Source organism: Salinicola halophilus (assembly GCF_003206155.1).
Lineage (GTDB): Bacteria > Pseudomonadota > Gammaproteobacteria > Pseudomonadales > Halomonadaceae > Salinicola > Salinicola halophilus.
Genome location: NZ_PZJV01000006.1, coordinates 481,152 through 507,352, shown reverse-complemented (window position 1 = coordinate 507,352; position 26,201 = coordinate 481,152). Strand labels below are relative to the sequence as shown.

General features: G+C 59.7%; 24 protein-coding genes. 12 read left to right on the top strand and 12 right to left on the bottom strand.

Translation table 11 applies throughout. The features are described 5' to 3' along the window. Positions 1 to 2 precede the first annotated feature (2 nt). Entirely contained in the window at positions 3 to 440 is a 438-nt protein-coding gene (locus tag DOM33_RS14155; protein WP_110670037.1) for a tripartite tricarboxylate transporter TctB family protein, read from the bottom strand. Between the two features lie 40 nt (positions 441 to 480). Further along, positions 481 to 1,407 carry a Bug family tripartite tricarboxylate transporter substrate binding protein gene (locus tag DOM33_RS14150; protein ID WP_110670035.1) on the bottom strand — a complete coding sequence of 309 codons (927 nt, stop codon included), beginning with the start codon at positions 1,405 to 1,407 and terminating at the stop codon, positions 481 to 483. Positions 1,408 to 1,776: 369 nt separating this feature from the next. Here DOM33_RS14150 and DOM33_RS14145 point away from each other — a divergent pair, with 369 nt between their 5' ends. Together DOM33_RS14145 and DOM33_RS14140 are read left to right on the top strand one after the other, a co-directional pair. Next, complete coding sequence (locus DOM33_RS14145) at positions 1,777 to 2,799, top strand: LacI family DNA-binding transcriptional regulator (protein WP_239495373.1); 1,023 nt, start codon at positions 1,777 to 1,779, stop codon at positions 2,797 to 2,799. 255 nt (positions 2,800 to 3,054) lie between these two features. Continuing rightward, positions 3,055 to 5,190, top strand: a complete 2,136-nt coding sequence (locus DOM33_RS14140; protein ID WP_110670331.1) for a TonB-dependent siderophore receptor — start codon at positions 3,055 to 3,057, stop codon at positions 5,188 to 5,190. A 167-nt stretch (positions 5,191 to 5,357) separates the two neighbouring features. On the opposite strand, the gene DOM33_RS14135 is transcribed toward DOM33_RS14140, so the two are convergent. Further along, positions 5,358 to 6,620, bottom strand: a complete 1,263-nt coding sequence (locus DOM33_RS14135; RefSeq protein ID WP_110670033.1) for a D-mannose isomerase — start codon at positions 6,618 to 6,620, stop codon at positions 5,358 to 5,360. 139 nt (positions 6,621 to 6,759) lie between these two features. Beyond that, positions 6,760 to 7,623 (bottom strand): SDR family oxidoreductase, encoded by an 864-nt coding sequence (locus tag DOM33_RS14130; RefSeq protein WP_110670031.1) that lies wholly within the window; start codon positions 7,621 to 7,623, stop codon positions 6,760 to 6,762. Positions 7,624 to 7,958: 335 nt separating this feature from the next. Between DOM33_RS14130 and pepE the strand changes: the two genes are divergently transcribed. From pepE to DOM33_RS14115, 3 genes are all read left to right on the top strand, one after another. Beyond that, positions 7,959 to 8,681 (top strand): dipeptidase PepE, encoded by a 723-nt coding sequence (gene pepE, locus DOM33_RS14125; protein ID WP_110670329.1) that lies wholly within the window; start codon positions 7,959 to 7,961, stop codon positions 8,679 to 8,681. Positions 8,682 to 9,873: 1,192 nt separating this feature from the next. Further along, positions 9,874 to 11,235: a maltoporin gene (locus DOM33_RS14120; RefSeq protein WP_110670029.1), complete on the top strand. Its 1,362-nt coding sequence runs from the start codon at positions 9,874 to 9,876 to the stop codon at positions 11,233 to 11,235. 115 nt (positions 11,236 to 11,350) lie between these two features. Then, positions 11,351 to 12,265: a MalM family protein gene (locus DOM33_RS14115; RefSeq protein WP_110670028.1), complete on the top strand. Its 915-nt coding sequence runs from the start codon at positions 11,351 to 11,353 to the stop codon at positions 12,263 to 12,265. Between the two features lie 87 nt (positions 12,266 to 12,352). On the opposite strand, the gene DOM33_RS14110 is transcribed toward DOM33_RS14115, so the two are convergent. Beyond that, positions 12,353 to 13,036 (bottom strand): CvfB family protein, encoded by a 684-nt coding sequence (locus tag DOM33_RS14110; protein WP_110670026.1) that lies wholly within the window; start codon positions 13,034 to 13,036, stop codon positions 12,353 to 12,355. Between the two features lie 391 nt (positions 13,037 to 13,427). Here DOM33_RS14110 and DOM33_RS14105 point away from each other — a divergent pair, with 391 nt between their 5' ends. Next, a complete protein-coding gene (locus DOM33_RS14105) occupies positions 13,428 to 13,790 on the top strand; it encodes a hypothetical protein (protein WP_110670024.1) in 363 nt (120 codons plus the stop codon). Between the two features lie 593 nt (positions 13,791 to 14,383). Here DOM33_RS14105 and DOM33_RS14095 read toward each other — a convergent pair. After that, positions 14,384 to 14,704, bottom strand: coding sequence for a DUF6482 family protein (locus tag DOM33_RS14095; RefSeq protein ID WP_110670020.1), 321 nt, complete (start codon positions 14,702 to 14,704; stop codon positions 14,384 to 14,386). 756 nt (positions 14,705 to 15,460) lie between these two features. On the opposite strand from DOM33_RS14095, the gene DOM33_RS14085 reads away from it, so the two are divergent. Both DOM33_RS14085 and DOM33_RS14080 read left to right on the top strand, forming a co-directional pair. Continuing rightward, the gene (locus DOM33_RS14085) at positions 15,461 to 16,276 is read left to right on the top strand and encodes a glutamate racemase (RefSeq protein ID WP_110670016.1); all 816 of its coding nucleotides are present in this window, start codon (positions 15,461 to 15,463) and stop codon (positions 16,274 to 16,276) included. A 96-nt stretch (positions 16,277 to 16,372) separates the two neighbouring features. Beyond that, entirely contained in the window at positions 16,373 to 17,017 is a 645-nt protein-coding gene (locus DOM33_RS14080) for a hypothetical protein (protein ID WP_110670014.1), read from the top strand. A gap of 880 nt (positions 17,018 to 17,897) precedes the next feature. Here DOM33_RS14080 and DOM33_RS14070 read toward each other — a convergent pair. Next, a complete protein-coding gene (locus DOM33_RS14070; protein WP_204352690.1) occupies positions 17,898 to 18,416 on the bottom strand; it encodes a hypothetical protein in 519 nt (172 codons plus the stop codon). 452 nt (positions 18,417 to 18,868) lie between these two features. On the opposite strand from DOM33_RS14070, the gene DOM33_RS14065 reads away from it, so the two are divergent. Further along, the gene (locus DOM33_RS14065) at positions 18,869 to 19,159 is read left to right on the top strand and encodes a hypothetical protein (RefSeq protein WP_162617984.1); all 291 of its coding nucleotides are present in this window, start codon (positions 18,869 to 18,871) and stop codon (positions 19,157 to 19,159) included. A 217-nt stretch (positions 19,160 to 19,376) separates the two neighbouring features. Continuing rightward, entirely contained in the window at positions 19,377 to 19,565 is a 189-nt protein-coding gene (locus DOM33_RS14060; protein WP_110670006.1) for a hypothetical protein, read from the top strand. A 97-nt stretch (positions 19,566 to 19,662) separates the two neighbouring features. Here DOM33_RS14060 and DOM33_RS14055 read toward each other — a convergent pair whose 3' ends face one another. Beyond that, on the bottom strand, positions 19,663 to 20,157 hold the full coding sequence (locus DOM33_RS14055) for a 2-thiouracil desulfurase family protein (protein WP_239495372.1): 495 nt from the start codon (positions 20,155 to 20,157) through the stop codon (positions 19,663 to 19,665). A gap of 479 nt (positions 20,158 to 20,636) precedes the next feature. On the opposite strand from DOM33_RS14055, the gene DOM33_RS14050 reads away from it, so the two are divergent. Next, complete coding sequence (locus DOM33_RS14050; RefSeq protein WP_110670004.1) at positions 20,637 to 21,089, top strand: GNAT family N-acetyltransferase; 453 nt, start codon at positions 20,637 to 20,639, stop codon at positions 21,087 to 21,089. Positions 21,090 to 21,197: 108 nt separating this feature from the next. Here DOM33_RS14050 and DOM33_RS16220 read toward each other — a convergent pair whose 3' ends face one another. The 3 genes from DOM33_RS16220 to DOM33_RS14040 form a co-directional block, all read right to left on the bottom strand. Then, positions 21,198 to 22,586, bottom strand: coding sequence for an ApeA N-terminal domain 1-containing protein (locus tag DOM33_RS16220; protein WP_162617983.1), 1,389 nt, complete (start codon positions 22,584 to 22,586; stop codon positions 21,198 to 21,200). Positions 22,587 to 22,669: 83 nt separating this feature from the next. Further along, entirely contained in the window at positions 22,670 to 23,548 is an 879-nt protein-coding gene (locus DOM33_RS14045; RefSeq protein ID WP_110670002.1) for a hypothetical protein, read from the bottom strand. Between the two features lie 484 nt (positions 23,549 to 24,032). Then, positions 24,033 to 24,464 carry a MerR family transcriptional regulator gene (locus tag DOM33_RS14040; RefSeq protein ID WP_204352689.1) on the bottom strand — a complete coding sequence of 144 codons (432 nt, stop codon included), beginning with the start codon at positions 24,462 to 24,464 and terminating at the stop codon, positions 24,033 to 24,035. A gap of 32 nt (positions 24,465 to 24,496) precedes the next feature. Here DOM33_RS14040 and DOM33_RS14035 point away from each other — a divergent pair, with 32 nt between their 5' ends. Continuing rightward, positions 24,497 to 25,198, top strand: coding sequence for a cation efflux transmembrane domain-containing protein (locus DOM33_RS14035; protein ID WP_110670000.1), 702 nt, complete (start codon positions 24,497 to 24,499; stop codon positions 25,196 to 25,198). On the opposite strand, the gene DOM33_RS14030 is transcribed toward DOM33_RS14035, so the two are convergent. Next, complete coding sequence (locus tag DOM33_RS14030) at positions 25,184 to 26,068, bottom strand: alpha/beta fold hydrolase (protein WP_110669998.1); 885 nt, start codon at positions 26,066 to 26,068, stop codon at positions 25,184 to 25,186. The genes DOM33_RS14035 and DOM33_RS14030 overlap by 15 nt on opposite strands. Positions 26,069 to 26,201 lie beyond the last annotated feature (133 nt).

Genomic DNA, 26,201 nt, shown 5'->3' with positions numbered 1-26,201 from the left:
GGTCAGATCAGACCGTTGGTCAGCAGCGTCGGCAGCCGGATCAGCAGCACGTGGTGGAACAGAAACCAGAGCCCGCCGCCGAGAATCAGCGTGCCCAGCGCGAGCCACAGCGGCTGGCGAACGCGAAAGAGCCAAAGCGTCAGCGCCACCAGCGGCAGTACCGGAATCAAAAAGCCGAGACTCGCCGTGGCGACGGCCGCGATCAGCACCGCCGCCATCAATAGCGGCAGCGGCGAGCGTGAGACTCTCGGCATCGGCGCGCGACGAATCAGCTCGCCGATCAGCACCACCAGCGCCGCCGCGCACCAGATCGCCAGTACGAACCGCGGCACCAGCATGGCATCAGCCGGGCCCTGCCAGGCCGTGACCGACAGCCCCGCGCCGACGAGCAGCAGCGCGAGAGCGGTGAGGACTCGAGGGTGAAACAGCGTCGACGTCATACCGACTCCTTGGGTGACAGGCGAACCGGCGAGCGCATGGCTACTCGGCCAGCCCGGCGTCCTTCAGTACCTGCTTGTTGATCTCGACGCGGCGTGCGACGAATGCCTCGAACTCCTCGGCACCGAGATAGGCAATGTTCGCCTTCGCCTTGTCCGCAAACGTCTCGAAGCGATCCGACTCGACGGTCGCCCGGCAGGCCTCGGCGAATTCGTCGGCACGTTCTTGGGAAATACCCTTGGGTGCGACGATCCCCTGCCAGACGGCGAAATCGAGATCCTGCATGCCGAGTTCACCGAAGGTCGGCACATCGTCGTAGCCCTCGATGCGCTCCTCGGCGAAGACCGCCAGCGGCTTGAGGTCGTAGTTCTCGAGAATGGTCTCGGTGTCGGCCATGATCTGAATCTCGTTGCCGGCGAGTGCGTTCATTGCCGGGCCGGAGCCGCTGTAGGGCACGTGCTGGGCCTGCAGGTCGCTCTTGACGGTGAGTGCGGCCATGGCGAGATGAGGAAGCGTGCCCGGACCGGATGAACCGTAGAGGAACGGATACTCCTGGGACTCCTCGATGAGCTGATCGATGGAATCGATGTCGGAATCCTTCGACACCATGAGGAACATCGGGTTGGAGACCGTACGGCAGACATAGGTGAAGCTGTCCGGGCCGTAGGGAAGATCCTTGAGCGACGGTTGGATCGAGAGCGCGCCGGCCGGCTCGTAGCCGATGATGTTGGGGTTGCCCTCGCTGTCGGCGACCTCTGCCGTGCCTACCGTGGCGCTTGCGCCGGCGACGTTGCGGATCACCGAGGTGACGCCGAGCTGCTCGGAGAAGATGGGTTCGAAACTGCGGGCGACGATATCGGTGGCACCGCCGGCGGCGAAGGGCACGACGATATCCAGATTGTCGGCGGCAGCCGACTGCGTGATACCGACGAGGGCGACGGCGACGAGAGAGTGACGCAGAGCGTTCATATCGGACTCCGTTTCGTAGCGCTGCGATTGGCGACGACGCCAGCGCGAGGATTCGTTGATCGAGATCAGGCAAGGCTTTCGACAATCGGCGCGACTCGATAGGGACCGAAATCGTAGCGCTACGATTTACGTGCGACAATGACTGCCTATCGTCCATTCGTCGTAAGATGAGCCCAATCTTGCGCCGCAGGGATCGGTACCGGGATCACGCCACCGGCTCGAGTGGGTAGACTATCGCGCCAGACGCGAAAGGGAACGACGAAAGCGTCATGAGCTTATCGACTTCCGAGGCATGAGTTCATCACGCTCGGCAATGAGGGCCGCCGCCGCGGCCAGCGCGGCCGACCACGACGACAGGAGAGTGCCAGTTTGGCCAAGCGACAGCGCCGCGGATCACAGCGGGTCACCATGGGCGAGGTCGCCCGTCTCGCCGACGTCTCGCCGAGCACGGTATCGCTCTATCTGCGCCGGCCCGACGAGGTCTCCGCCCACCGCGCCGAACAGATCCAGTCGGCGATCGATCGGCTGGGCTACCTGCCCAACGTGATGGCGGGGGGGCTCGCCTCGTCGCGCTCGCGGGTGATCGGCGTGCTGGTGCCGACGGTGACGAACTCCTTTTTCTCCGAAACGCTGGAGACGCTGGAGCGCCATCTGCGTGACGCCGGCTATCAGCTGCTGATCGGCAATACGGAGTTCGACGAGGCACGGGAGGAGGAACTGGTTCGCTCGATTCTGAGCTGGAACCCGGCCGGACTGGTGCTGACGGGCTTCGGTCATAGCCGCAAGACGCATGCACTGCTTTCACAGAGCGCAACCCCGGTGGTCGAAATGTGGGACTACGGTCAGCCGGGACTCGACATGGTGGTGGGGTTTTCACACCACGCCTGCGGCCGATTGATCGCCGAGCACCTGCTGGCGCAGGGGCGGCGCCGTACGGCGTTCGTCAGTACCCATTTCCAGCGCGACGTGCGTGCACAGAATCGCTACCACGGCTTTCGCGATACCGTCGAGGCCGCCGGTGGCACGGTCGTGCTGCAGCAACTGAGCGGACGCAGCCACGCCGAAGAGACCGGTCGGCTCACCGGCGAGCTGCTCGAGGCGCACCCCGAGATAGAGGCGATCGCCTGCTCCAACGACATGGTCGCGCTCGGCGTGCTGTTCGAGTGTCAGCGTCAGGGGCTTGCGATCCCTGCGCGTGTCGCGGTGGCGGGATTCGGCAATCTCGATTTTACCGCCAGCACGGTCCCCCCGCTGACCACCATCGAGCCGCCGCGCCACGAGATCGGCCGGCGCACCGCACGCCTGCTGCTCGACAGCCTCACCCGACGAATCGATGGCGACGCGCGACGGCTCGATCTTGGCGTGAGGCTGGTGGTAAGGGAGAGCGCCTGAACGCTGCAGCCGAGCACCGACGCGACCCGACGAATCGCCAAAGCGCTTCCCCACCGCCCCTCACATGGCCGAGTCACGCGGCCATGACGACGCAGGACCTTGTGAATACACGAGAACCCGGCCACAAACGCGAATGCAACTGAGAAAAATTATCATTATTGACCGACGACTCCCCCCTGCGGATAATCCCTGCGCCCGCCCATAAAAAACCGCGGGTTAGACGACAAGGGATCAATCACTTTGGGGAACATCATGATGAGCGGTCGCAATCGCCCGATCGTGAGTCGCGAGAATTCGACCTGGTGGCACCACACCACGACGGCGATTCTCTGTGGCTCGGCACTATTCACCCTTCCCGCTACCAGTCATGCCCAGCAGACACAGAGCGACGATGGGACGTACCGTCTATCCCCGGTCATCGTCAACGCTCAGGCACCCGCCGATAACGATGCCGATACCGTTGTGGCACGTGAACTGTCGGTCGGCGGGAAAGTCGCCACGAGCCTTCAGGACACCCCCGCCTCCGTCTCGGTGATTACCCAGAAAGAGATCGAACAGCGCGCCGCTCAGACGACCGAGGAGGTGCTGCAGTACACACCCGGCGTCGTCTCGGGCTACTACGGCTCCGATGACCGCAATGACTATTTCCAGATTCGCGGCTTCCAGGCGACCACGTATCGCGACGGTATGACGCTCGGCTCCATGCGTGGCGTGCGCGAAGATCCCTACGCCTACGAGCGTGTCGAAGTGCTGCGTGGGGCGAACTCCACGCTGTTCGGCCCTGCCGACCCTGGCGGCTCGGTCAACTTCGTCAGCAAACGTCCGCGGTTCGAGCGCTTCGGCAACGGCTTTCTCTCCTACGGCTCGTTCGATCACAAGGAAGCCGGCCTCGACGTCGGCGACGTCGTGGACTCGGGCCAGACGCTCGCCTATCGCTTGACCGGCAAGATTCAGGACAGCGACCGCGAGTACGATCGCTCGGAGGACAACAACGGGCTGCTGATGGGGGGACTGACCTGGGAGCCCACGGATCAGACCACAGCGACGCTGATCGTGGATTATCTCAGTCGCGACGACACACCCAACAGCGGCGGTTATCCGCTCGACAAAGAGTACGATCGCGACGACTTCTTCGGCGAACCCGGCTTCAACGACCAGGATGTCGACCGCACCAGCGTGACCGGCCAGCTTCGCCACGACTTCGACAATGGCCTGACGCTGCGCGCCAACCTGCGCTACAGCGATCTGGAAGACAATTTTCAGTACGTCTATATCAACGATGTCGCTGCGCGCACCGGCACGGTCGTGAACCGCGACTACTTCGGTACCGATACCGAAGCGCAGGAGTTCATCGGCAATACGATCCTGCAATACGATGACAGCTTCGGCGAGATCGACAGCAGCACCCTCGGCGGTGTCGAGTACCGCGACGCCTCGACCGATACGCAGTCGATCTACGGGAATGCGACGCCGATCGACATCGCTGACCCGACCTATACCGGCGGCCCCGACGAGCTGACGACCTATCGGTACGAGGACCAGGATTTTAAAACCCGTTCGGTGTTCCTGACCCAGAACCTCTCCTTTTACGATCGCTTCGTCCTGAGCGCCGGCGTGCGCAATGATTCGATGGATCTTTCCAGCGAGGGGGCATCCTACGGTGAAGGGTTCGATGACAGCGACGATTTCTCGGAAACCACCTTCCGCGGTGCGCTGACCTATATCGTCAACGACGAGCTCTCCACCTACGTCAGCTACGTCGAGTCGGTCGCACCGCCGGAAATCGGTGTCACGCCGGAACGCGGAGAGCAGCAGGAGATCGGCGTGAAGTACTCGCCCGACGGGATGAACGCGCAGTTCTCGGCGGCGGTGTACAACCTCGAAAGAGACGATGTGACGATTGCCGTGGTCCAGGACAACGGCGCCATCGATCAGCAGACCGTCGGCCAGTCGCGGGCGCGCGGGCTCGACCTGGAAGCCAAGGCGGAGCTGGCCGACAACCTGAGCCTCGTCGGTGGCTACTCCTATCTGGATGCGGAAGTCGAAAAGGGGACGCTCACCGATGGCACCTCGATCGAGGGCAACGCGCTCCAGACCGCCCCGAAACACACCGCCAAACTGTGGGGCTATTACACGCTACCCGGGGAAGACATGAGCGTCGGCCTGGGCGCCCGCTACACCGATGGCTACTACTACGACGCTGCCAATACGTCGAAGAGTGACTCGGCCACGCTGTTCGATGCGGCCTTCGATTACCGGATCGTTCAGAACACCGATTTCACGGTCAATGTCAGCAACATCTTCGATGAACAGCACGTCGTCGGCACGGGTACAGCCAACTACTACAACGCAGGCCGCGAGGTTCGCGCGAAAGTCAGCTACCGCTGGTAACGCCGATGATCGCGTACGCAATCGCCCCGAACGGTCTCGACCGTTGGGGGCGATTGTCTTCCTCTCGTCCATGGTGGCGCTGACTGCTGGCACGTTAGCGCATGACCGGTGCCAAGCTGGCGGCCACCGTTTGATGCCAGGGAGCAGCGTAGTGAGCCTTTGACAGCCTACAGCGCCCCCTCGGCGATGGCGCGTGCCATCGTGGGCGAGATCGGCAGACGCGGCAGCAGCGTCGCCTGATAGGCGTGATAGAGATCCGGTTTGCCGGACCACACCTCGCTGGAGGGCCTGTTGTAGCGGTCGAGCTCCTGCCACCAGCTGCCCCGCTCCCGGTCGATCATAAAGCGGTCGATGTAGTCCCAGAACCGGCGATACCACACTTCGTAGACTTCATCGCCGGTGCGCTTGAGCAGTAGCGCAGCGGTGCCGGCGGCTTCGGCGAGCGTCCAGTGCATGCGCTCAAACACCACGGGCTGGTTGTCCCAGTCGTGGGTGTAGATAAGCCCGGGTTCGCCGTCGACGTGCCAGGCGAGCTCGGTGGCGCGGTGGAACAGCCCGCGCGCGTCCTCCAGCAGCCATCCCGGCACGCTCTCGCCGTGACGCAGCAGGCCGCCTTCGAGATGCAGCATCAGCCGCGCCCACTCGAACGCGTGCCCGGGTGTGGCCCCGTAGGGCCGAAACGGGTCCTTGGGGTTGTCGTGATTGTAGCCACGCCACTCGTTCCACTCGCTGTCGAAGTGCTCGACCACGCGGTAGCCGTTGGGCTCGGCGTGACGATGGATGATTTTCTCGACGATGGAGAGCGCCCTCGCCCGCCACTTGGGGTCGTCGAGCACGTCGGCGAGCTGCAGGAATGCCTCGGTGGCGTGCATGTTGCTGTTGCCGCCGCGGTAGGCCTCGTCCTCGCTCCAGTCGCGGGAGAAGCCCTCGCGCAGCCGCCCTTCGTTTTCGTCCCAGAAGCGCTCTTCGATCACCTCGACGATGTCGTCGAGCAGTGTCTCGGCGTCCTCGTCACCCGCCTGCCAGGCGCTGGCCGCAGCGAGGGCGACGAAGGCGTGGATGTACGCCTGCTTGGTGGCCGGCGTCTTTGGACCGGGGCGGGCGCCGTACCAGCCGCCGTGGGTGGCATCGCGCAGCTCGCCCTTCAACGCCGCCACGCCGTGGGCGACCAGCGGCATCGCGCCGGGCTCGCCACGCATGGCCGCCAGCGCGAAGCAGTGCGTCATCCGCGCGGTGATCATGGTGTCGGGTTCGGCGTCGTCCGGCAGACGACCGTCGTCGTCCAGCGCCGCGAAGCCGCACTCGGGATGGCGCGAGGCGCGATAGAAGGCGAGCAGGCGCTGGCCTTCGCTTTCGAGCCAGTGATGGTGCGCCGGCCGGTCGAGCCAGCTGTCGACACGCGGGGGAAGATTCGACGTGGTACCGAACATGGGTTTCAGAGCCTCTTTCGTGCCGGTCACTCGGGGTTCGCGCCCCTATTGATGACGCCCGGGCGCGAGATGTCCATTCCACCTTGGCCCACCGGGCGGCGCCGTGCGGTGGGCCCGGGCGAAGGTTCGATGCCGTCGACTAGCCGTTGACGACCGTGCCGCCGTTGGGATGCAGCGTCTGCCCGCTGATGAACGACGAGTCCAGCGAGGCCAGGAAGACGTAGCAGGGACCGAGCTCGGCGGGCTGGGCGGCGCGGCCCATCGGCGTGCCGGAACCGAAATCCTCGAGCATTTCGGGATCGTAGGCGCCGAGCGTCGCCGGCTGCAGCGGGGTCCAGACCGGGCCCGGGGCGACGGCGTTGACGCGCACGCCGCGGCCGACGACCTGGTTCGACAGCGCCCGCGTGAAACTCACGATCGCGCCCTTGGTGGCGCTGTAATCGATCAGGAACTCGGGGCCGATGTAGGCGTTGATCGAGGTGGTGTTGATGATGGTGTCGTCTTCACCCAGATACGCAAGCGCCGCCTTGGAGAGATAGAACATGCCGTGCATGTTGGTGGCGAAGGTCTCTTCCCACTGCTCATCGCTCAACTCGGTCATGTCCTTGCTGACCGCCTGGGTGCCGGCGTTGTTGACCAGGATGTTGAGCTTGCCGAAGGTCTCGATGACCTGCTCGAGCGCCTGGCGGCAGAAGTCGGCATCGCGAATGTCGCCGGCGATCAGCGAGCAGCGACGCCCTTCGGCCTCGACCAGACGCTTCGTCTCGTGGGCATCCTCGTCTTCGCTCAGGTACATCACCGCCACGTCGGCGCCCTCGCGGGCAAAGTGGATCGCCGCTGAACGGCCGATGCCGCTGTCGGCCCCGGTAATGAGTGCCACCTTGTCCTTGAGCTTGTCACTGCCGCGATAGCCCGGGCGAATGAACTCTGCCGGCGGCTGCATCTTGCCTTCCGTCCCCGGCCACGCTTGCTGCTGCGGATGAATCGTCGTCTTCTCGACCATGGGGGCGTGCTCCTCGTCCGTAAGATGACCGGGCGGCTGCCTGAGACGCGCCCGGCTGGCGTTGCGGCGCAGGGTCGGTAAGTTTCCTACGCCGCCTAAAGTCCTAGTCGAGAAGCCCGGGCGTCGCAACCGAGCGTGCGGCCCGAGCCTCTCGGGACTTGCTCGCAGCCCGAAGCGGGGCGCCTCGGGCACTTCGCCTCGGACACTTCGCCCCGGGAATCGATGATAGATTGCCTCCAGGAACGCGGTCACGGCGTTCGTGAAATACGCCTGACCGGAAAGACGCATTGATGGCCCGGCAAGTCGAACGCCGGGGCATCGCCGAGGAGGTCGATATGTCTCGCCTACTGCTGCTGAGCAGCTCTCGTGCCGGCTCGACCGGCTATCTCGACCACGCACGGTCGCTGTTCGCGGCGTTTCTCGCCGACCATGCGACCCCGGTCTCTCGCGTGCTCTTCATTCCCTTTGCCGGCGTCGGCAAGACGTTCGATACCTATCTCGAGCAGGTGCGGCCCGCTTTCGCCGCCAACGGTATCGAGGTGGAGAGCGTGCATCAGTTCGACGACGCCCGCGCGGCCGTGACCGACGCGCAGGCGATCGTAGTCGGCGGCGGCAACACCTTCGCGCTGGTCAAGCGTCTCTACGAGGCCGAGCTGCTGGACGTCATGCGCGAGCGGGTGGCGGCGGGCACGCCCTATATCGGCTGGAGCGCCGGCACCAACCTGGCCGGGCCGACCCTCTGCACGACCAACGACATGCCGATCGTCGAGCCGCCGAGCTTCAACGCGCTCGGCCTGGTCCCGTTTCAGCTCAATCCGCATTTCCTCGCCGGCAAACCCCAGGGGCACAACGGTGAGACTCGCGAAGAGCGTCTCACGGAGTATTTGGCACTCAATCCCGAGGCAACGGTCGTCGCACTGCGTGAGGGGACCGCACTGCGCCGCGAAGGCGAGTCGCTCGAACTGCTGGGTGAGCTGGACGGCGTCGCCTTCACCTCACGAGGGCAGGAGACCCTCGCCGCCGGCAGCCGGCTCGACGCATTGCTCTCGTTGCGATGATCGCCTCCGTTGCGCTGATCGCCCCGGGCGATCACACCGGCGCCCGCTTCGACCCCGAATCGTCGGCGCTGACGTCGGTGGCGGCTTCGCCTCGCCATCGGCGGCCCCTCACCCGAACCTTGGCTTCATACCCTACCCCTTCGAAACGTTCTCGCGCTCCACGCTTTCCCGATACCTTATACCTTTCGCTTTTTCTGGAGGCTTTTTCCGCTAACGTTAACCGCCATCTCTTCGTTATTTTTCAAACTTTACTGCTACCTTCGCCTCCCCTTCTCCATCTCTCTTTCGCGATATAACCGCCTTTCGCTGCCTGGCGCCTGCTGTCTACCTTCCCCCTCTTCACCCTGAAAATGCCCTCTCTTTCCCCTCTATTTGCTCTTTCTTTGCCCTTCCCTTTCCCTCCACGCTTCTGGAATTTACTTTTATCCTTGCCGGAAATCGATCATCGAAACGCCCGAGACAGGGTTCATACCGTTCCCCCCCTCCCTCTTTTTACCGGCTCGTTCGCCATCCCTTTACTACGATTTTTACCGCTAGCCCAGCGTTTTGCATGACTTTCTTACCTGCGACTCAAAAAGCCGTCTTATTTTTCTCATCGACGGTGAATGGCGCACGCTATAGCCGCACCACCCTCTATCGAAAGTCGAATATTTCACCGCGATAACGTCTCGCCTATCACATTTTCATATCAGTAAACTTTAAGACTTTGGCATACAGCGCAGCGGCCATCGCCCTATCAGCACGAAAATAAAATATTGATTGGCATCGATTTTTCATTAACAACCGGCGCACTCGATTAGACCTTGGTCGAGATAGACCATGGTTACAATGAAAGTTTACGAAGTAATCTCAATAATGGCGCCCATTGCCATCGGACAACGAAGACCAATTCGGAATGGTCGACAGGTTGAAATGGCAAGTGGGCAATAACAAGAATGCTCGAGGCTGCTTTCTAAGAATACTTCAGCAGTGACGGACTCGCTTCACGGCTGAAATAGCTGGGACGTCGCGAGTTCAGTGAGCATGACGTTTTGAATCGATCGCGCGACTGCCTACTGAGCGTCTGCGCCATTTTTCAGGGCGTCCTGCATGGCAGTCAGCGGTGTTCGGCCACCAGCAGCAAGCGATAACCGCTCGTAACGACAGCAATCAGTTAAAACAAGCAACGACAAAACCACGAGGGATACGAACGATGATTGCCTCAAGATCCGTGCTACGCCGGCCACTGCTCGCCGCCGCCATCGGTGCCTCCTGCACCTTGCCGGCACTGGCTTATGCCGACATCAATCCCGAGTTTTTCGGCTACGCCCGCTCGGGTATCGGTTCGACCTCCGGCGGCGGTAGCCAGACCTGCTTCCAGGCGGCCGGCGCCCCTGCCAAGTATCGCCTCGGCAACGAGTGTGAAACATACGCCGAGCTCGGCCTGGGGGCACAGCTCTATCAGCAGCAGGACGCGACTTTCGATTTCGCCAGCCGCGTGGCCTACGTCACCGCCCAGGACAACGACTCCGAATCGCTGCAGGACGACGACAACGACATCGCCCTGCGCGAAATGTACGTCTCCGGCTACAACGTCGTCGACGGACTCCCCGGCGCTACGCTGTGGGCGGGCAAGCGCTTCTACAAGCGCCACGATATCCACATGAACGACTTCTACTACTGGGACGTTTCGGGCCCCGGGGTGGGGATCTCGGATATCGATGTCGGCACCGGCACGCTGAGCTTCGCCTGGGTGCGCAGCTCAGGCAGCGACGACGGCGACGGCCTCTTCCCGGACAGCGGTCAGCAGATCTCCGACGACACCGTGGACGCGCGCTGGAGTGCCATTCCCGTCAATCCCGGCGGCACGCTGGAGCTAGGTGTCGACTACGGTCGCTCGTCGCTCTCCGAGTGGCAGGAGGATTACTACGACGATCGTAACGTCGACTACGACAACGGCGACAAGGGCTGGATGGGCACCGTACAGCACACCCAGAGCGACTGGTTCGGCGGCAGCAATACCGTCGCCGTGCAGTACGCCACCGACGGCATCATCACTCGCGATGGCAATGCCGTGGGCCGCGGCTCCGGCGCACTGCGCCAGGAAGGCAACATGTGGCGCGTGCTCGATCACGGCCAGATTTGGCTGGCACCGGACAAGGTCGATCTGCTCTATGCGGCCGTCTACGAGGACAAGGACATGGATGACAACACCGGCCGCGAGTGGTTCTCGGCGGGCGTGCGTCCCTCCTATTACTGGAACGACATCATGAGCACCGCGCTCGAGCTGGGTTACGACCACATCTCGCCGCAGAGCGGGGTTCAGGGATACAACGGCAGCGATCACCACGTGACCAAGCTGACCATCGCTCAGCAGTGGTCCGCCGGACGCGGCGCCCTGGTTCGTCCGACCATTCGCCTGTTCGCGACCTACGCCGAGTGGAACGGAGACGCCTACGATGGTGATCGCGGCGCCAACTCGCTCAGCGCTTCGGCCGGACCCAACAACGTCGATTTCAACGACAACGACGGCCTCACCTTCGGCGCCCAGATGGAAGTGTGGTGGGGTAGCTGATCGCCGGGCGCCCACGCCTGACACGCACTGTTCCGATCCTTTGGCTCCGGCGACTCGATGCGCCGGAGCCGTTTTCGTCTAGCCGTTTTTTGTCTTTCAAAAAAGGAGTGGCCGAATGCCGATTCCGTATCGCCTCGTCGTGCCGTTGGGCACGCTTCTCTTCGCGCTGGCCGGGTGCAGTACGCCGCTGACGACGCCCCCATCGCCGATGCTCGCAGCACCGGCGGGCGAGCAGGCGCTGGCAACCACGACCGACTGCTGCACGTCGCTGGCCAGCTTGCCGTACCGGCCGCTGCCGATCGGCGAAATCCTCGACCTGCGCTTCATGCCAGAGACGCCGGCGCATGCGTTCGACGACGGCAAGAGCTTCTTCCAGGCCTTCGAACTGCCCCGCAACGCCGGCCCGCTGTCCCTGGACGTGACCAGTACGATCCGCAACGGTCAGGTATTCGCGCCCACGCTTTTGATCCTCGACGCGGCGTTCACTCCGGTCAGACGCGTCACGAGCGAGTCGCTCAGCGTGCGCCGCCCTTCCGGTTTCTCCGGCGCCCGGCTCGGCGAGGCGTTCAACCTGACGCCCGGCCCCGACACGGCCTATCTGGTGATCTACTCGAGCCGCACGGATCGAGAGGCAACGACCCCCTATGAGTCGGAAGCGCAGGCATACGCCCGAGTCAGGGGGCTCGCAGCGCCTCCCGGCCCGGACCCGAAAGCCGTGCATGCCGCAACCGGAACGATGACGCTGGAAGTGGCGGCGCTGACACGTAACGACGGCTTTCTGTCACTGGGCAATTCCACAACGCAGAGCACCGCCGCCGTTCAACCGAGGACGACCGCGCCAGCCGCCGCCGCGCCGCCGCGAGACGCCGGCGACATCGACCCGGAATTCGACTATCGCCGCATGATCGAAGCGGCGCTCAAGGCAGGGGATATCGAACTGGCGATGACGCTGGCCGAACGCGCCGAGCGCGACGGCCACCCCGGCACCCGCGCCTGGCTCGCCGAGCGGCTGCAGGCCCGAACGCCCTGACGGCGCCGGACCCGGTGGCGCGCGCTCGTCGCCCGGCCACGCATTCGTGCGCGGCCGGGCGCCAACGGTTAACGAAAAGCGTCGCGCTCAATCGTCTGCCAGACGGATGCCGTCGTCCGCAATCACGACTCTGCGCTGCTTGTAGAGCCGGCCGATCGCCTGCTTGAAGGCATTCTTGCTGACGCCGAGGCGCGCCTTGATCTCGGGAGCGGGGCTCTTGTCACCGAGTGGCAGGAAGCCATCGTTGGCGGCGAGGGCTGACAGCACTTTCTCCCCCACGACATCCAGACGCGACTCCCCGGGGGGCAGTAGCGAGACATCCAGCCGACCATCTTCGCGCAGGCGCTTGACGTAGCCCACGGTGCAGTCCCCGCGTCGCAGCGAGCGGCTGATGTCGTCCTGATACAAAAGCCCCCAGAAGCGATGATTGACGATCACCTTGGCGCCGAGGTCGGTGAGATCGGCCACGACGAGATCGACCCGGTCCCCGGCTTTCAATCCCTGGGCTTCGTCCTTCAAAAAGCGGTCCAGGCGCATGCTTGCTACCGGCCGCATCTGATCGTCGACGTAGATCATCACGAGCACGCGCTTGCCCGCATCGGGACGAAAGCGCTGCTCGCCGAACGGCAGCAGCAGATCCTTGGGTCGTCCCCATTTGAGAAACGCACCGATGTCGGTCACGCGGTCCACGCGCAGATAGGCGACTTCGCCGACCTCGACGCGCGGTTCGCTCTCGGTCGACGGCTGGGCTTTCCGGGGCGGGTTAGACATGTCGGCACTCTCGATCGTTGGGGCAGGACGGCATTATGCGGGCGCCGGGGGCGGTTCAAAAGCTCGCCCGCCCATTCACCGCTGCGAACCGGCGATGGTCCTTCGCGCACGACGCCACGGTGCGCCCTGACCTGTGCGTCGCCAATGCCAGTACGGCTCGACAAGGGGAGTGGCCGGTCGCCATGGAGATCGAGAAAATGGCGGCTCGGTGACACCACGATAGATCTTTCGGTACCCTGGCGGTAACGGAACCCATGCGACCTTCGTATCAATCCCATCGATAGTCGAATTCACTGCTTCTGATTAGCAGCCTAATAGTCACCTCTCCATAATGTCCGCACAGGTTGAGGCCAAGAGGCCACTGCAACAACGACATTACTGGAGGTCACCCATGAAAATTCGCACTCTCGCCGCCATCGCTCTCGCTGCCGCACTGCCGACCGTCGCGCAGGCCAACAGCTTCATCAACGAGCGCCTGTTCGAACTGCAAAGCGAGCCGCTCAACGTCGAGCAGACCGCCGAGTACCACGCGCTGCCGACGCAGTACACCGTGGATGCCACTCAAGGTGGCCATTCGGTCGCCAGTGACGAAGCGCTCGGTAACGTCGCGCAGTCCACTCAGCTGCAGACGCACATCCAGAGCGGCGATACCGATCTGGCCTCGCAGGGCCACTCCGTCGCGGCCTCGCGAGCCCTCGAGAACGTCGACCACGCTGGCGTTCGCAGCGGCAATGTCGAATTCGCGACGCTGTAACGCGTCAGCGCATCGCTCGACACGACGAACCGGGAGCCCTAGGGCTCCCGGTTTTTTTTGCGCCTACCCAAGACGTGCACTTCGGGCGCGTACGTCCTTGCAGCTCGCGAGGCGAACATGACGTGCAATGAACATGACGTGCGATGAACATGACGTGCGATGAACATGACGTGCGATGAACGAATCAAGCCATCGACGAAGACGCAATGAGAAAACGGAGGGGCATAAAACAGAACGGCACCAGAGCGAAAACTCTGATGCCTATAGAGGAGAGGGCCGTGACGTTAACGGCATGACCCTCGATAGCACTTGCCGACAGGTGCTGACTGTCACGGCCCTCGCAAACCGTAATTCCGTGGCGGGGAAACTCCGTTTCCCGGTCCTGGCGAGCATCCATTCCTTGGATGACGTCAGGCTACGCCTCCTGCGCTATTAACGATACCGATATATAGGGTTTAAGAAAACTTAATTGTATATTTGTGTAACATTCCAGCGAAATCAGTACTTTATCTCGGTATTGCCTCGAATCCTGGTCGCTGCCCCTCACGAAAAGCCTCCCGTGACAGGGCCGATGATACGGTGAAGACGACGCTTCAGGCCGCGTAGTCCTGCGCACCGAGAGTCAGCCGTGTCTTGCGCGAAGACGAGCAGATGCGACTACCGACTCGCGTGGTCACCGTCGTATGCTCAACGAGATAAACCGGCAGTACGCGAAGCGCCGAGATACCTTCCAGACGCTGACGAGCCTCGCGGAGCGAGCGCTCACGAATGAGCTTGCCATCGTCGTCCAGCAGCACCACGCCGTGCCCATCGGTCATCGCGCGATAGTGATACGACATTGGCTTCACCGACTCCACGTGCAGCTCGCTGACGGCACCACTTTCCAGAAGTTGTACAAAAGCATCGAATTTCATTGCCCGACTCCTCGCTTCGCCTTCTCTGGCTCACGTTGGTCGCGAATACCATCTGATACTCGCTTGACGATTCGAACCCGAGACCCTGCGAAAATTATGCTTCACGCCCGGCAAACCGGGCTCGAAGACTCCCTGTGGAACGCGATCGACAGCTTGATGACGTGTCGATCGGTCGACGCCGACACCCGGCCCTCGTCCCTGTACCGAAATCTATACCAAATTATAACTTGTACAACTTTTTTCGACGTGCCATGATCCATTTCGTCGCTGGCACGGATCGCCAGCGGTGTCGAAACGGACGTTTCAGCAGTGGGCATGGATTGCCTTTACAGCTCGGTCGCTCACTCTCGCGAGCGACCGCTATCAGGGAAGGACGGACATGGCGCCGATCGAACTGGAGATGACGTGCAGCATCTGCGGGCATAAGCGGTTCTACATTCCCTCGGCCGCATCACCGTCCATTCGTGTGACGTGTGCGAACTGCTCGGCCTATCAGTGCCGCACGCAGGATCTCGAGAAGGTTCTGCTCAGCCTCAGTCGCCCGGGAAGCCCCCTGTCCTCCGTCGCCTGATGACATTCGATCCCTTGTTGCCGCGCTCAGCGCGGCTTTTTTATGCCCGGCGTTTGGCCGCCACGTCGATTCCCGTCACGCCGATCTCTGTTCATACTGTCAGGCGTTCAGGGTCACCCTGAAATACGCTGGGCCCGAAAGCTTCCGTCTTTCGGCCACTGTCCCGTTTCGTGCCAGAGTTCGCCATGTCGACATCGCTTCTTCATCGCCCTATCGCTGTCTTCGATGCCGGTATCGGCAGCTACGCCATCGTCGCCGAGATCCAGCGCCAGCGACCCCGGCAGGACATCGTCTATTTCGCCGACCGGGCGAGCTTTCCCTACGGGGAGAAATCCCGCGAGGCGCTCGCCGACACCATGGCCCGAACCTTCCGCTACCTGGCGCGCTTCGATCCCTGCGCGATCGTCATGGCCTCCAACGCGCCTTCCATTACCGTGCTGGAAACCGTCCGACCGCTTGCCTCGGTGCCGCTCTATGGCGTGTTTCCACCGCTGCCGGAAGCGATCAAAGCGTCTCGCAACCGCGCGGTGGGCATCATGGGCGTCACATCGCTGGTCGAAAGCGAGCGGCTTGCCGACTTCATCGAGGCGCATCGCGCCGATGGTGCGGCCGTCACCGCCATCGACGCCTCCACGATGGTGGCACTGGTCGAGAGCGGCGCATTCCTGTTCGATCCCGAAGGCACGCAGGCGAAGGTCGATACCTTCATCGGCGCCCTGTTCGATCGCCATCCGCGGATCGACGTTCTCACGCTTTCGAGTACGCACCTGCCTTGGCTCAAGTCGTTCTTCGAACGCGCCCGCCCGAACTGCCGGTTCCTCGATCCCGCCGAGCGCGTCGTCGCCAGTCTGAGCGAGAGCGCCGAGGGCACGGGTAGCGTGCGCACGCTGGTCACCGAAGACGAACGCTACAGCGTCGCCGACTTTCGCCGCATGCTCGAACGGCTCGGGGTGAAACTCGAACTCGAAGTCGTCACGATGGCGCCCAGGGAGATCGACTAGTCATCACGCACGGCTGCGGCATTCAGCGCAGTTCGTCTTCGAGTGCTAGCGTGAAACCAACGACAAAAAGCAACTTTAGAAAAACGGCGAGACTTTATGTGGCAATGGATTTCCGAGTACAGCGGCGCAATTTCGGCAGTGGCAAGCTGTTTGACGTTTCTCATCTGGTTGTTCTACCTGCAGATGCTCTATCAGGGCTTCAAGCGCCAGCGCCAGCCCAAGATCATCGTCAACCGCGGCGGCGGTAGCGGTCTGGATGCCCGCTGCGTGATCAGCAACATGAGTTCGGAGTCGATCTTCATCGAACACCTGGTCGCGGTGCTGTATACCGACCGAGGAACACTGCTCAAGGATCTGACCGATCTCGAGCCGCCCCAGAACCGTCAAGACCTCGAAAACTGGGAGAACCTCAACGAGGTCACTCGCCAAGGACCGATGCTGTCCGGCAGCTACAGTCACGTGGGCTCTTTTGCGGACATCGCCAATCGCGTCCTGCGCTCTCACGGCATCGAGGCAGAGGGGGCGGTCGCGAAGGACGGGCGCGCCCTGCAGGCATTGGAGATTCGCGTCATCGCCGTCTACGGCAGTGAAGATCACCCCGTGGGCGCCTCGCGCACCTTCGCCATGGTGCAGTCCGACGACGGCCAGGCGTTGCAGCCAGCCTCGATCGAAACCCAGCGCTACGCCACTCGCCTGAAACGCATGAAAGTGAAACAGTGGATTCAAGAGCTGGAAAACTAGGCGCGCCCCCGAGTTCACGATGCCGTCATGAGTCGACGGCATCTCATCGAGCGGTAGTTCAGAACGAGAAAACCCGGCCACTGGGGCCGGGTCGATAGCGCTGCATTTCCTTGCCTACTTGCCATGGCTTCCTGCCATGCGTCCTTGTGGAACCGTCGCGTCCCGCGACTCCATCCTTGGCTGAGCGTCGTCCTGACGCTGTAGACACACCATACGCCCTATCCGCATCACCAAGGTTTATGCAGATCAAGTAATACCGGCATATATGTATCCATATGTAACGAATTCAGCCTCAAGCTGCCTTTCGACAGGGCGGACCTCGAAAAAGTGCGCCGGGCTCGAGCCGGCCGAGCTCTCGCTCCAGCTTCTGCAGGTCGCGCAATCGCGCCCTGACGCTCTACGCGCTCCATCGCAGTGACAGAACACGCGCCGGCGCGGCACTCATCAAGAGCCTGTTCACGTTCGTCTTCGGGCTCGCCGTCATCATGGAGGCGATCCACAAGAGCCTGGCGGGGAGTGTTCCAGAAGCCATAGCCGTCAGCCTGACCGGCACGCTCTGGCCGGACATTATCGTCGGCCTCGCCATCATCGCCGCGCTCTTTCTGCACTCCGCCTGGCAGATTCCCAGCGAGCCCCTCAAAGCCTGGCGCCACGCCGGCCGCAAGGTGGCCGACACACCCCGACGAACACCGCCACCGCGGAGAGCTGCTGTCGACCGAACGTCTCGTGCGGTGACCAGCCGACTCTTGTCGATACCACGAGAAAGTCGGCTCCCTGAGAAAGACCGGCGCTCGGAGGGTGACCGGAGACCCACTTTTCGCAACGATCAGCGACAAACAAAAAAGCCCGCCGAAGCGGGCTGCCTTGCGTTCAAGTCTTGTTAGATCTGCCCCAGATATCGCAGATTGCCGCGATCGGCCTGCGGGATATCCTTGAGCAAAGAGATATGCAGCTGTTTGGCGCCATTGTCGAGATCACTGACCTGAGCCCCCAGATCGGCGGATATCTCGTCAGGGCTCAGAGAATACATCGCCCCCGAGAAGGGATCGACGATGAACCAGCCGATGAGACCGCCAAAGACGAGATTTCCTGCGATATACCAGCCGTTGGGGCTGCTGGTGATCGCGAGCGACTGCGTTTCGTACCCGGTTTTGGAGATCGAAACGTTGTAAGTCTTTCCGCCCCAGTACGAACCGTCAGATTTTTCGAGTGTGACCGTTGCCGGCGTTTCATCACTCACGATCTGCCGCCCTTTCTCGTCATTGATCGCAATCTGCGCCTGGGAAGGCGTGCTGATAAACGACACCGTCTGGCTGTCGTCACCGATGATCGATGCACAGCCGGTCAGCGAAAGCGCGCCCGCTGCAGCCGCCATCGCAAATACTTTTCTCAAAATCATTCCCTCAAAATCAATAATTTATCGTTATGCAAGGCGCGGTTACACTAATTAACATCGGTCGGATTATCAAGCGCTCGTGGCTTAATTAAAGTTGATTAGCTTATTCACTATTACCGCTCCCCTTGCATCGATTGCTTCGAGGGAAAACAGAGCCTCGGAAGACTCATCGTCGCATCCAATGGCGAACTTGAAGCGTAAACAGATCGACACGTTCGTCAGGCTCCATCCGAATGACGAGCCGTGTTCCTTGTGAACCGAGCTCGATGACTGTCAGCGGGTGACCAGCGCTAGACTTGCCGATGCTGTTTTGCCGGCGGGAATGGGACAGTCTCGAGACGGAGAGAAGTCAGTCGAGCGGCGTCGCCGGTGAGACGATCTGGTAGGGTTCGCCGCCGAAATCATTTCGGACGGCGCGATCCCGAAGAAAGGAAAGGACTGTAGAGAGATACGCTATGCCCATGACATTGGTCGAGGCCTTCGAACCCTGGTTCAAGGCGGATTCCTGGCACACGCACAGCCCGGAGGACGACAGACGCTTTCACCGGTGCTGTTACGACTTCCTGCAGATTCGAGGTCGTCAGGTGACGACAGAAGACTTCGTCGACCGGCTGCGCGACGCGATCCAGCGGCAAAACGACGGAGAATGGTCTGAGCGCGACGAGGAGGCGCTGACGTTCTACACCCTGCGCTTCGATGCCATCGTCGCCTATCTCGGCGACACCGAGCAGCTGCCCGGCTCGTAGCCAGATACCTGGAAGCGACTGGAGACAAGCCGCACCTCGGGTGCGGCTTTCGTGTTTGGCCCGCCTCTGTCGACCGGCAACGCACGCTCGGTAATATCGAACCGAACCGAAAGACACAGACGACCAGTACCGGGAAACGAAGCGCTCACTCCCCGAGCGCTTTACAATGCGCCGCTGCCATCATGGTCATTCTCGGTTCATCGATAAGGAAAGCGTCATGTTTCTCATCGGTTTGATATTGGTCGTCGCCGTGGCGGCCGGCCTCATCGCCGCCTTCGTGAACAGCGACAGCGAGCGTAGCACCGCTGCGAAAGGGACCGTCTCGACACTGGTAATCGTCATGGCCATCGGGGCGATCGTCGTATGGGGCCTCGGCTTGGTCGTGCTGTCGCCGGCAAGCTTGTGAGGAACATCGAAACGCATCGGTTCAGGCCAAGATCGCTTGCCAAAAGCCTTCATCGAGACCCAGGGCCTGGAAAAGCTATCGCGCTTCATCGTCGTCTTCAGCCCATTCTCGCCGCCAGAATCAACTCGTTGACCGCGGCCACGTCATGCTGACTGAAGACCTGCACGCCGTGCTGCTTCAACAGCGCGGCCGTCACACCCATCCCGGGAATCTTCCCTCCGGCAAAATGGCCATCGTAGATAGTCGTCGTTCCGCAGGAAGGGCTCGATTCCGCCAGTACAGCGATGTCGATGTCGAATCGCTGGCAGAGATCCAGCGCGATCCGGGCGCCTGCGATGAAAGCGGCGGTGACATCGTCGCCCTCTTTCTCGACGACGACGGCCTCTCCCGACAGAACCTCATTCCCCGTGCCGTTCGCGATCTCCGCCGGCTTTCTGGGGATGCTCATGCCAGCCTGAACCTCGGGGCAAACCGATACGATACGTCCCTCGGCTCGCCACCTCTCGACGATCCGGTCGTTCAGGGGGAGATCGCCCCCGTCGTATCGAACGCGCTTTCCGAGCAGGCAGGCACTCATCAAGATCTGCTTCACATCGTTCTCCGCCGCTGCTGGTTCACTGCTGACCGAGATCCTCGATCTTGAAGCATCGCCGCGCAAGCGCCGACTCGCTCAAGCGTCGACGACCTCGCTTTCCACACCCGCCACCCTCGCCAGATCTATCCACAGCCGGTTGAACGTGCCGCAGCCTCAGAAGAGTCGCCGAAGACGGTACGTACCCATAAAAAAAACGCCACCTGACAAGTCAGATGGCGGTTTCAGTATGTGCTTGGCGCGCCCAGAAGGATTCCATAATGACAGGTAAGTACCTGTTTTAGGATGAGATTCACGAAGTTCGACAATCTAGATATACCATGCGATATACCTCCCAGCCTCAAAAGCTGACCCTATGACTGTCCATCGCATGACTACGTCGCTACGGCTCCAGGCCGCCAAACCAGCTCATCTGTGGGCACGGTGCGCCTACAATGACCGCCCATGGGGCTATCAATCACCGCTAAGGGTATCAGTCCATGCCAATTCAAGTGAGAGAAGCGAGAGAGACAGACATTGGAGAGATCTTCGCCATCCGCACCAGCGTGGCGGAGAACCACCTTTCGCTCGAGCAGCTTGCCGAAATGGGCATCACATCCGATGCCACTGCCGGCGAGCTCGCCCAGGGCCCTTATCTTTGGGTTGCAGAGATTGATGGAGTACTCGTAGGTTTTTCAATGGTTCGCAATGAGACCGGGTGCGTATTTGGACTGTTCGTCCGCGCCGACCATCAAGGGCGAGGTGTGGGCCGCTTACTTCTTGAGAAAGCCGAGAGCCATCTATTCGTCAAATTCGACGAAATTTGGCTAGAAACCGAGATCGGCAGCCGAGCCTATGCCTTTTACGAGCGTGCCGGCTGGCTCCCCGTTGAAAAACGGGATCGCGGCTTGATGAAATTTGTCAAAGCGCGATCCGTGGCAGGTGAGCTGTGAACGACATCATTCGGCCAGGAGCGGACACTTTCCCTAAAAACATTAAGTTTCACTAACCCGAGTATCTTTTTTGTATTCTGCGCCAAATTCACATAGACAACTAGGCTGTTAAACTTCGTTAAACTTTTGCTTCAGCCTGTGATTATTGCTTAGTATTCGTTCAATGTCTGACTTTTCGAAGCCAAGCTGCTGAAGAAGATGAAGCTGAAAAACAGCTTCCATTTTTTGGCACAGAACCCATAGCTCTGGCCCTTTCAAAGATTCGTTTTCTAGCTCCTCACTATAGTGAGTAAGGTAGTTCCTAGTATTAACAACGCCTCTAATAAACTTATTTCTCTGTTTTGAGCTTCCAAGGTACGACTTATAAGGGTCAATGATCCTTTTGATTCTTTGGCCAAGATTAATATCATTACCGTGATAAAGGTGTCCTCTCAACCACTTCCTACTCGCTTTTGGGCAGTTCCACAGTAACGAGGCAACGATTGACCTGAACTCCGCTTCGTCCCGCAGCGTCTCGGTAGAGGTTCTTCTATGATACGTTTCAAGTCCTTGGGCAAGTGATAAAAATCTGCCATCCAGATATTTATGATCTCCCGACACTGCAGAGAAATATAAGCCAAGAGAAGGCCGTATTATTGAATAAGCGACAAGCCATTTATTAAATACGCGTTCGGCGTTTTCACGTATATCTGAGAATCGAAATAAAAACTTATTCATGTCTATTACCGGCTCATCTTCAGAAAATGGGAGGCTAGGGTAATAGAGCTTTATATTTGCGGGTCTTGTCTTACCTTTCGAAATATTAATGGTTATATCATTAGACGTAGCTGATACATCGCTAATAGAGACTGTAGAACCAATAGCAAAACAAAGAAATTGGGTGATCCGATGAATAATTATGCTAAACTTTGGGAAGTCCCTGGCCATTTCGGATGATAATTTGAAATAAGCCTGATGGCTTATTCTGGCTTCTGTTGTACTTGAAAAATTTGGAAGCGTATAGCCAAAAAAGATATGTAATCTAAACCCATCTATTAGATTGTAAACCAGTTCTTTTTGAGGGGTGTAATTTATAGTTGCTGTTTTGTAATCATTGCCATAATTAACATTAATGCCAGTGATAGCTACCCACTCACTTATCCCCTCAACCGAAAATGAGACGGTATTGAATTTGATTACATCGTCTTCCACATAAGCAACTCCGCTAATGGCTTTGTTGACATAAACCAGTGACTTTGATATTCCACCAAATGCAATATTTTTCTTCTTATAGAAGCAATCTTGTAGTGTGACTAGGCCATCCTTTTCTACATGCCCAATAATTGTTTGTATATCATCATCCCCATTAAAAGCGGCGATGGTTTCTTGAAATAGGCCCACCACTTCTAGCTCAATATTGCCTCCATCAGAAATAGATAGAATCCCTGGGATTTTTTTATCCGGATTCTGAGGCAACCAGAAGTAGCCCGATCTCTTTATTTGATCCCTGATTCTCACGAAGAACCCTCTTAACCCCTAATTTTTAGGCGCGCCCACCTTTTTGTAGCAACAAAATAACACAGCTCGACTAGAATCCTTGCTCATGAGTTGATTTTCACTACATTATCACGAATCTCCTGTATTGCTGCCCTTAGTACTTGTAAGCATATCTTTGCCGTATGTTGTCTCGGGCTAAAGCCAGAACTCATCTGCTGGAACGGGTGAATATAATTGCGAAAATCTCTGAGAGTATGGCTAAACTTCTGGATATCATATTGCACAAGCCGAAGCTCGTAAGCAACATCGATGAACGAACTAAGTGACCATTCATGAAATTGGCGAACTTTCCCCGAACCATCTTTCGGCGAGGAGGTTGCAGTGTTGAACTGTTTGGGATGCTTGGTAGCCAAACCAAGTAAGATTCCTTCTAGAGTACTTCCAGCAATAACGATCACTGATAGATACGCACCGGAGGAATAGCATTTTTCGATTTCATTGATTCTCTGATCAATGATCGCTGAAACCATTCCATCCAATCCGATATTTTGCGTTGATATATCCGAAAACTCTCTGCTCAGGAATTGATCTTCTGTATCAAGCTGACCGGTCGAACATGACTCCTCAATTTCAATTTTTTCTAATTTTATAAACTTGATTTCAGCCCCCTCCCGAACCACCCTCCACTTGTCGAAGGCAAGAAATTTATTAAATTCGTTAGTGTGATTATCTAGATCTGCCAACCTACCGATAAAATTTACTGGATTGAGCACCATTCTGATGCACTGATCTAATTCTGGGCTACCGTTGATTCGTTCCAGTTTTTCATCAGTGTACATCCATCGCGACGGAAAGCCTTGTCCGTAAGATTCATTGAATCCCAAACTATTGAAGAAACGAACAAGCTGAGGCCCTGATCTGTACTCAGTCTCTTCGTTAATCAATAGGCGCAATTTCTCAAGCGATTTTGGGGTTAGTATCATCGATATTTCCCAATATCCTTATGTATTATGCCTGGCTCTGCGGTTGGCGAAGTTCATACATATGATTCTAATAGACTTTTAGCTGATCCGGCCAAACGACATCGATCATCGTTCCGACTGCATAACATGATTGGGTATGCTTCCTCAGTCGAAGTCTTCTCAGTGTAAGAGCCTGTAAGCTTCCTTAAGCCCTGTTAGGAATACCTTTCGTATCAATCTGCCACATTCCGTTTCACATCTCTATCCAACGCCCCCTATCTTTCGTCGGGTAGCCTATAGAACGCATCATTTCGCATCATTTTTCCGGCCCTAGAATCACCCTACCGCCCCAGTACTGGCGGGGCTCGGCGCCCTCTGCAACGCTGCATCAAAACCGACCCATTTAGCGCGCAGGCGGGGCGGGGAGTCGACAGCGCGCCGGCAGGTTGCGGCGAGATAAGGGCAGGTTGAAGGCCACAGGGACGTGGCCACCCATCCGCCGCTTTTACCGCGACAGAGACTCGATGATTTTGCAGTCGGCCACCGTATCCGCCTGGCAGCATTGCTCGAGCCGGTCGAGTTCCCGTTCTAGCTGCTGTAGATCCTTGAGCCTCGACCTGATCCGCTCCAGCTGCTCGTGGATGATCGAGTCGACCTGCCCGCACGGTGCGTTCTCGTCATCGGCTAGCCCAAGTAGCGATTTCACATCCTCCAGACTCAGGCCCAGGTGACGCGCGCGCTTGACGAAGATCAGGCGATCTCTCTCCCGATCCGTATAGAGGCGATAACCGCCCTGCGTTCTGGTCACCGGCGAGATGAGCCCCGCGCTTTCGTAATAGCGGATGGTCACCGCCTTGGTGTCGGTGGCCTTGGCAAGCTGACCGATGGTTATCCGAGCATCCATGATGCTTGACCCTATAGCGGCTAGAACCTTCATGCTAACAGCCAATCATTTAAGGAGGCACTGGCATGGATTCCTGCTGCGAGAACAAGGCCGGCGAGCTGGCGCAATTGCGAGGCACGCAGGCCAAGGTGCTGTACTGGGTACTCGGTATTAACGGCTCGATGTTCGTAATCGAGTTCGTGGCGGGCTGGCTGATCGGATCGACGGCGCTACTGGCGGACTCGCTCGATATGTTCGGCGACGCCACCGTCTACATGCTGACGTTGTACGCGCTGAACCGCAGTGACCGAACACGAGCTGGGGCGGCGCTGGTCAAGAGCCTGTTCATGTTCGTGTTCGGTCTGGCTGTCATTGGCGAGGCGATCCACAAGAGCGTGGTCGGCACCGTTCCCGAGGCCGGGGCAATGGGCGTCATGGGCACTCTGGCACTGGCGGCCAACACGGCCTGCTTTTTCATGCTGCTGCGCTACCGCTCGGCAGATCTCAACATGCGCTCGACTTGGCTGTGTTCGCGCAACGATCTCATCGCCAATACCAGCGTGGTTCTGGCTGCAATAGCCGTCGGCGTGACTGGCGCGGTATGGCCCGATGTGGTGGTCGGTCTGGCCATTGCGGCGCTGTTCCTACATTCAGCTTGGCAGGTCTCGACCGAAGCAATGGTGGCGTGGCGAAGCACGGATCAAGACAAGGCAAGTGAGCCTTCAATTCCCCCGAACAGGCCGAATGACGAGAGTTGCTGTAAGCCCGGTTCGTCATGTTGTGAATGAAGCGGAGTCGATATCCCCACGCAAGAAGTCGAGGAGCGCACTGGCCAACGCCTCCGGCGCTTCCTCAGCCATATGATGGCCGCAGTCGAGCCCATGCCCCACTACCGATGTCGTCCAGGTTCGCCAGACGTCGAGCACGTCACCGTAAAGCCGCTCGAGATCGTCACGCAGCGACCAGAGCACCATTGCGGGGCACTGGATGCGCTTGCCCTGTTCGCGGTCCTGCCGATCGTGAAGGTAATCCACGCTCAAGCCGGCCCTGTAGTCCTCGATCATGCCGTGGACGGTCGCGGGGTCGTGAATGGCGCGGCGGAAGTCGGCGAACGACGCTTCTCCCATCGCCTCGGGGCTGCCGCCGTACCAGGCATCCGGATCGGCCAGAATGGCGCGCTCGGGTTTCTCGAGCTGGGCGAAAAAGAACCAGTGCCACCACTCGGTTGCGAAGCGCGCGTCGCAACGCTCGAGCGCCTCGAGGATTGGGACGCCGTCGAGCATGACGGCCTTGTCGATCACGTCGGGATGATCCATGGCCGTCCGAAAGGCGGTATAGCTGCCGCGATCATGGCCAACGACGGCGAAGCGGTCGAAGCCGAGATGGCGCATCAGCTCGACGCAATCCCGCGCCTTGGCACGCTTGGAAGAGCCGGAGTGGTCTGGCGTGTCGGCGGGCTTGGAGGACTCCCCGAAGCCGCGAAGGTCGGGACAGACGACGGTGTAATGAGCGGCCAAGAGTGGAGCGACACGGTGCCAGGTCATGTGCGTTCGCGGATGGCCATGCAGTAGTAGCACCGGCGGGCCCGAGCCGCCGTGGCGGACTCTCAACGTCGCCTCGGACAGCTCGACCGTCTCCAACGTGAATCCCTCGAACATCACTCCCTCCGCTTGCCCAGTTTGTGGATCGTCTCAGGGTAGACGCGCCGGCCTGGGATCGCTCGCCAGGGGGTGAAGTGTTCGGCGCTCGATTGTGCATATCACACGCCTCTGACACGTCACCCTCTCAGAG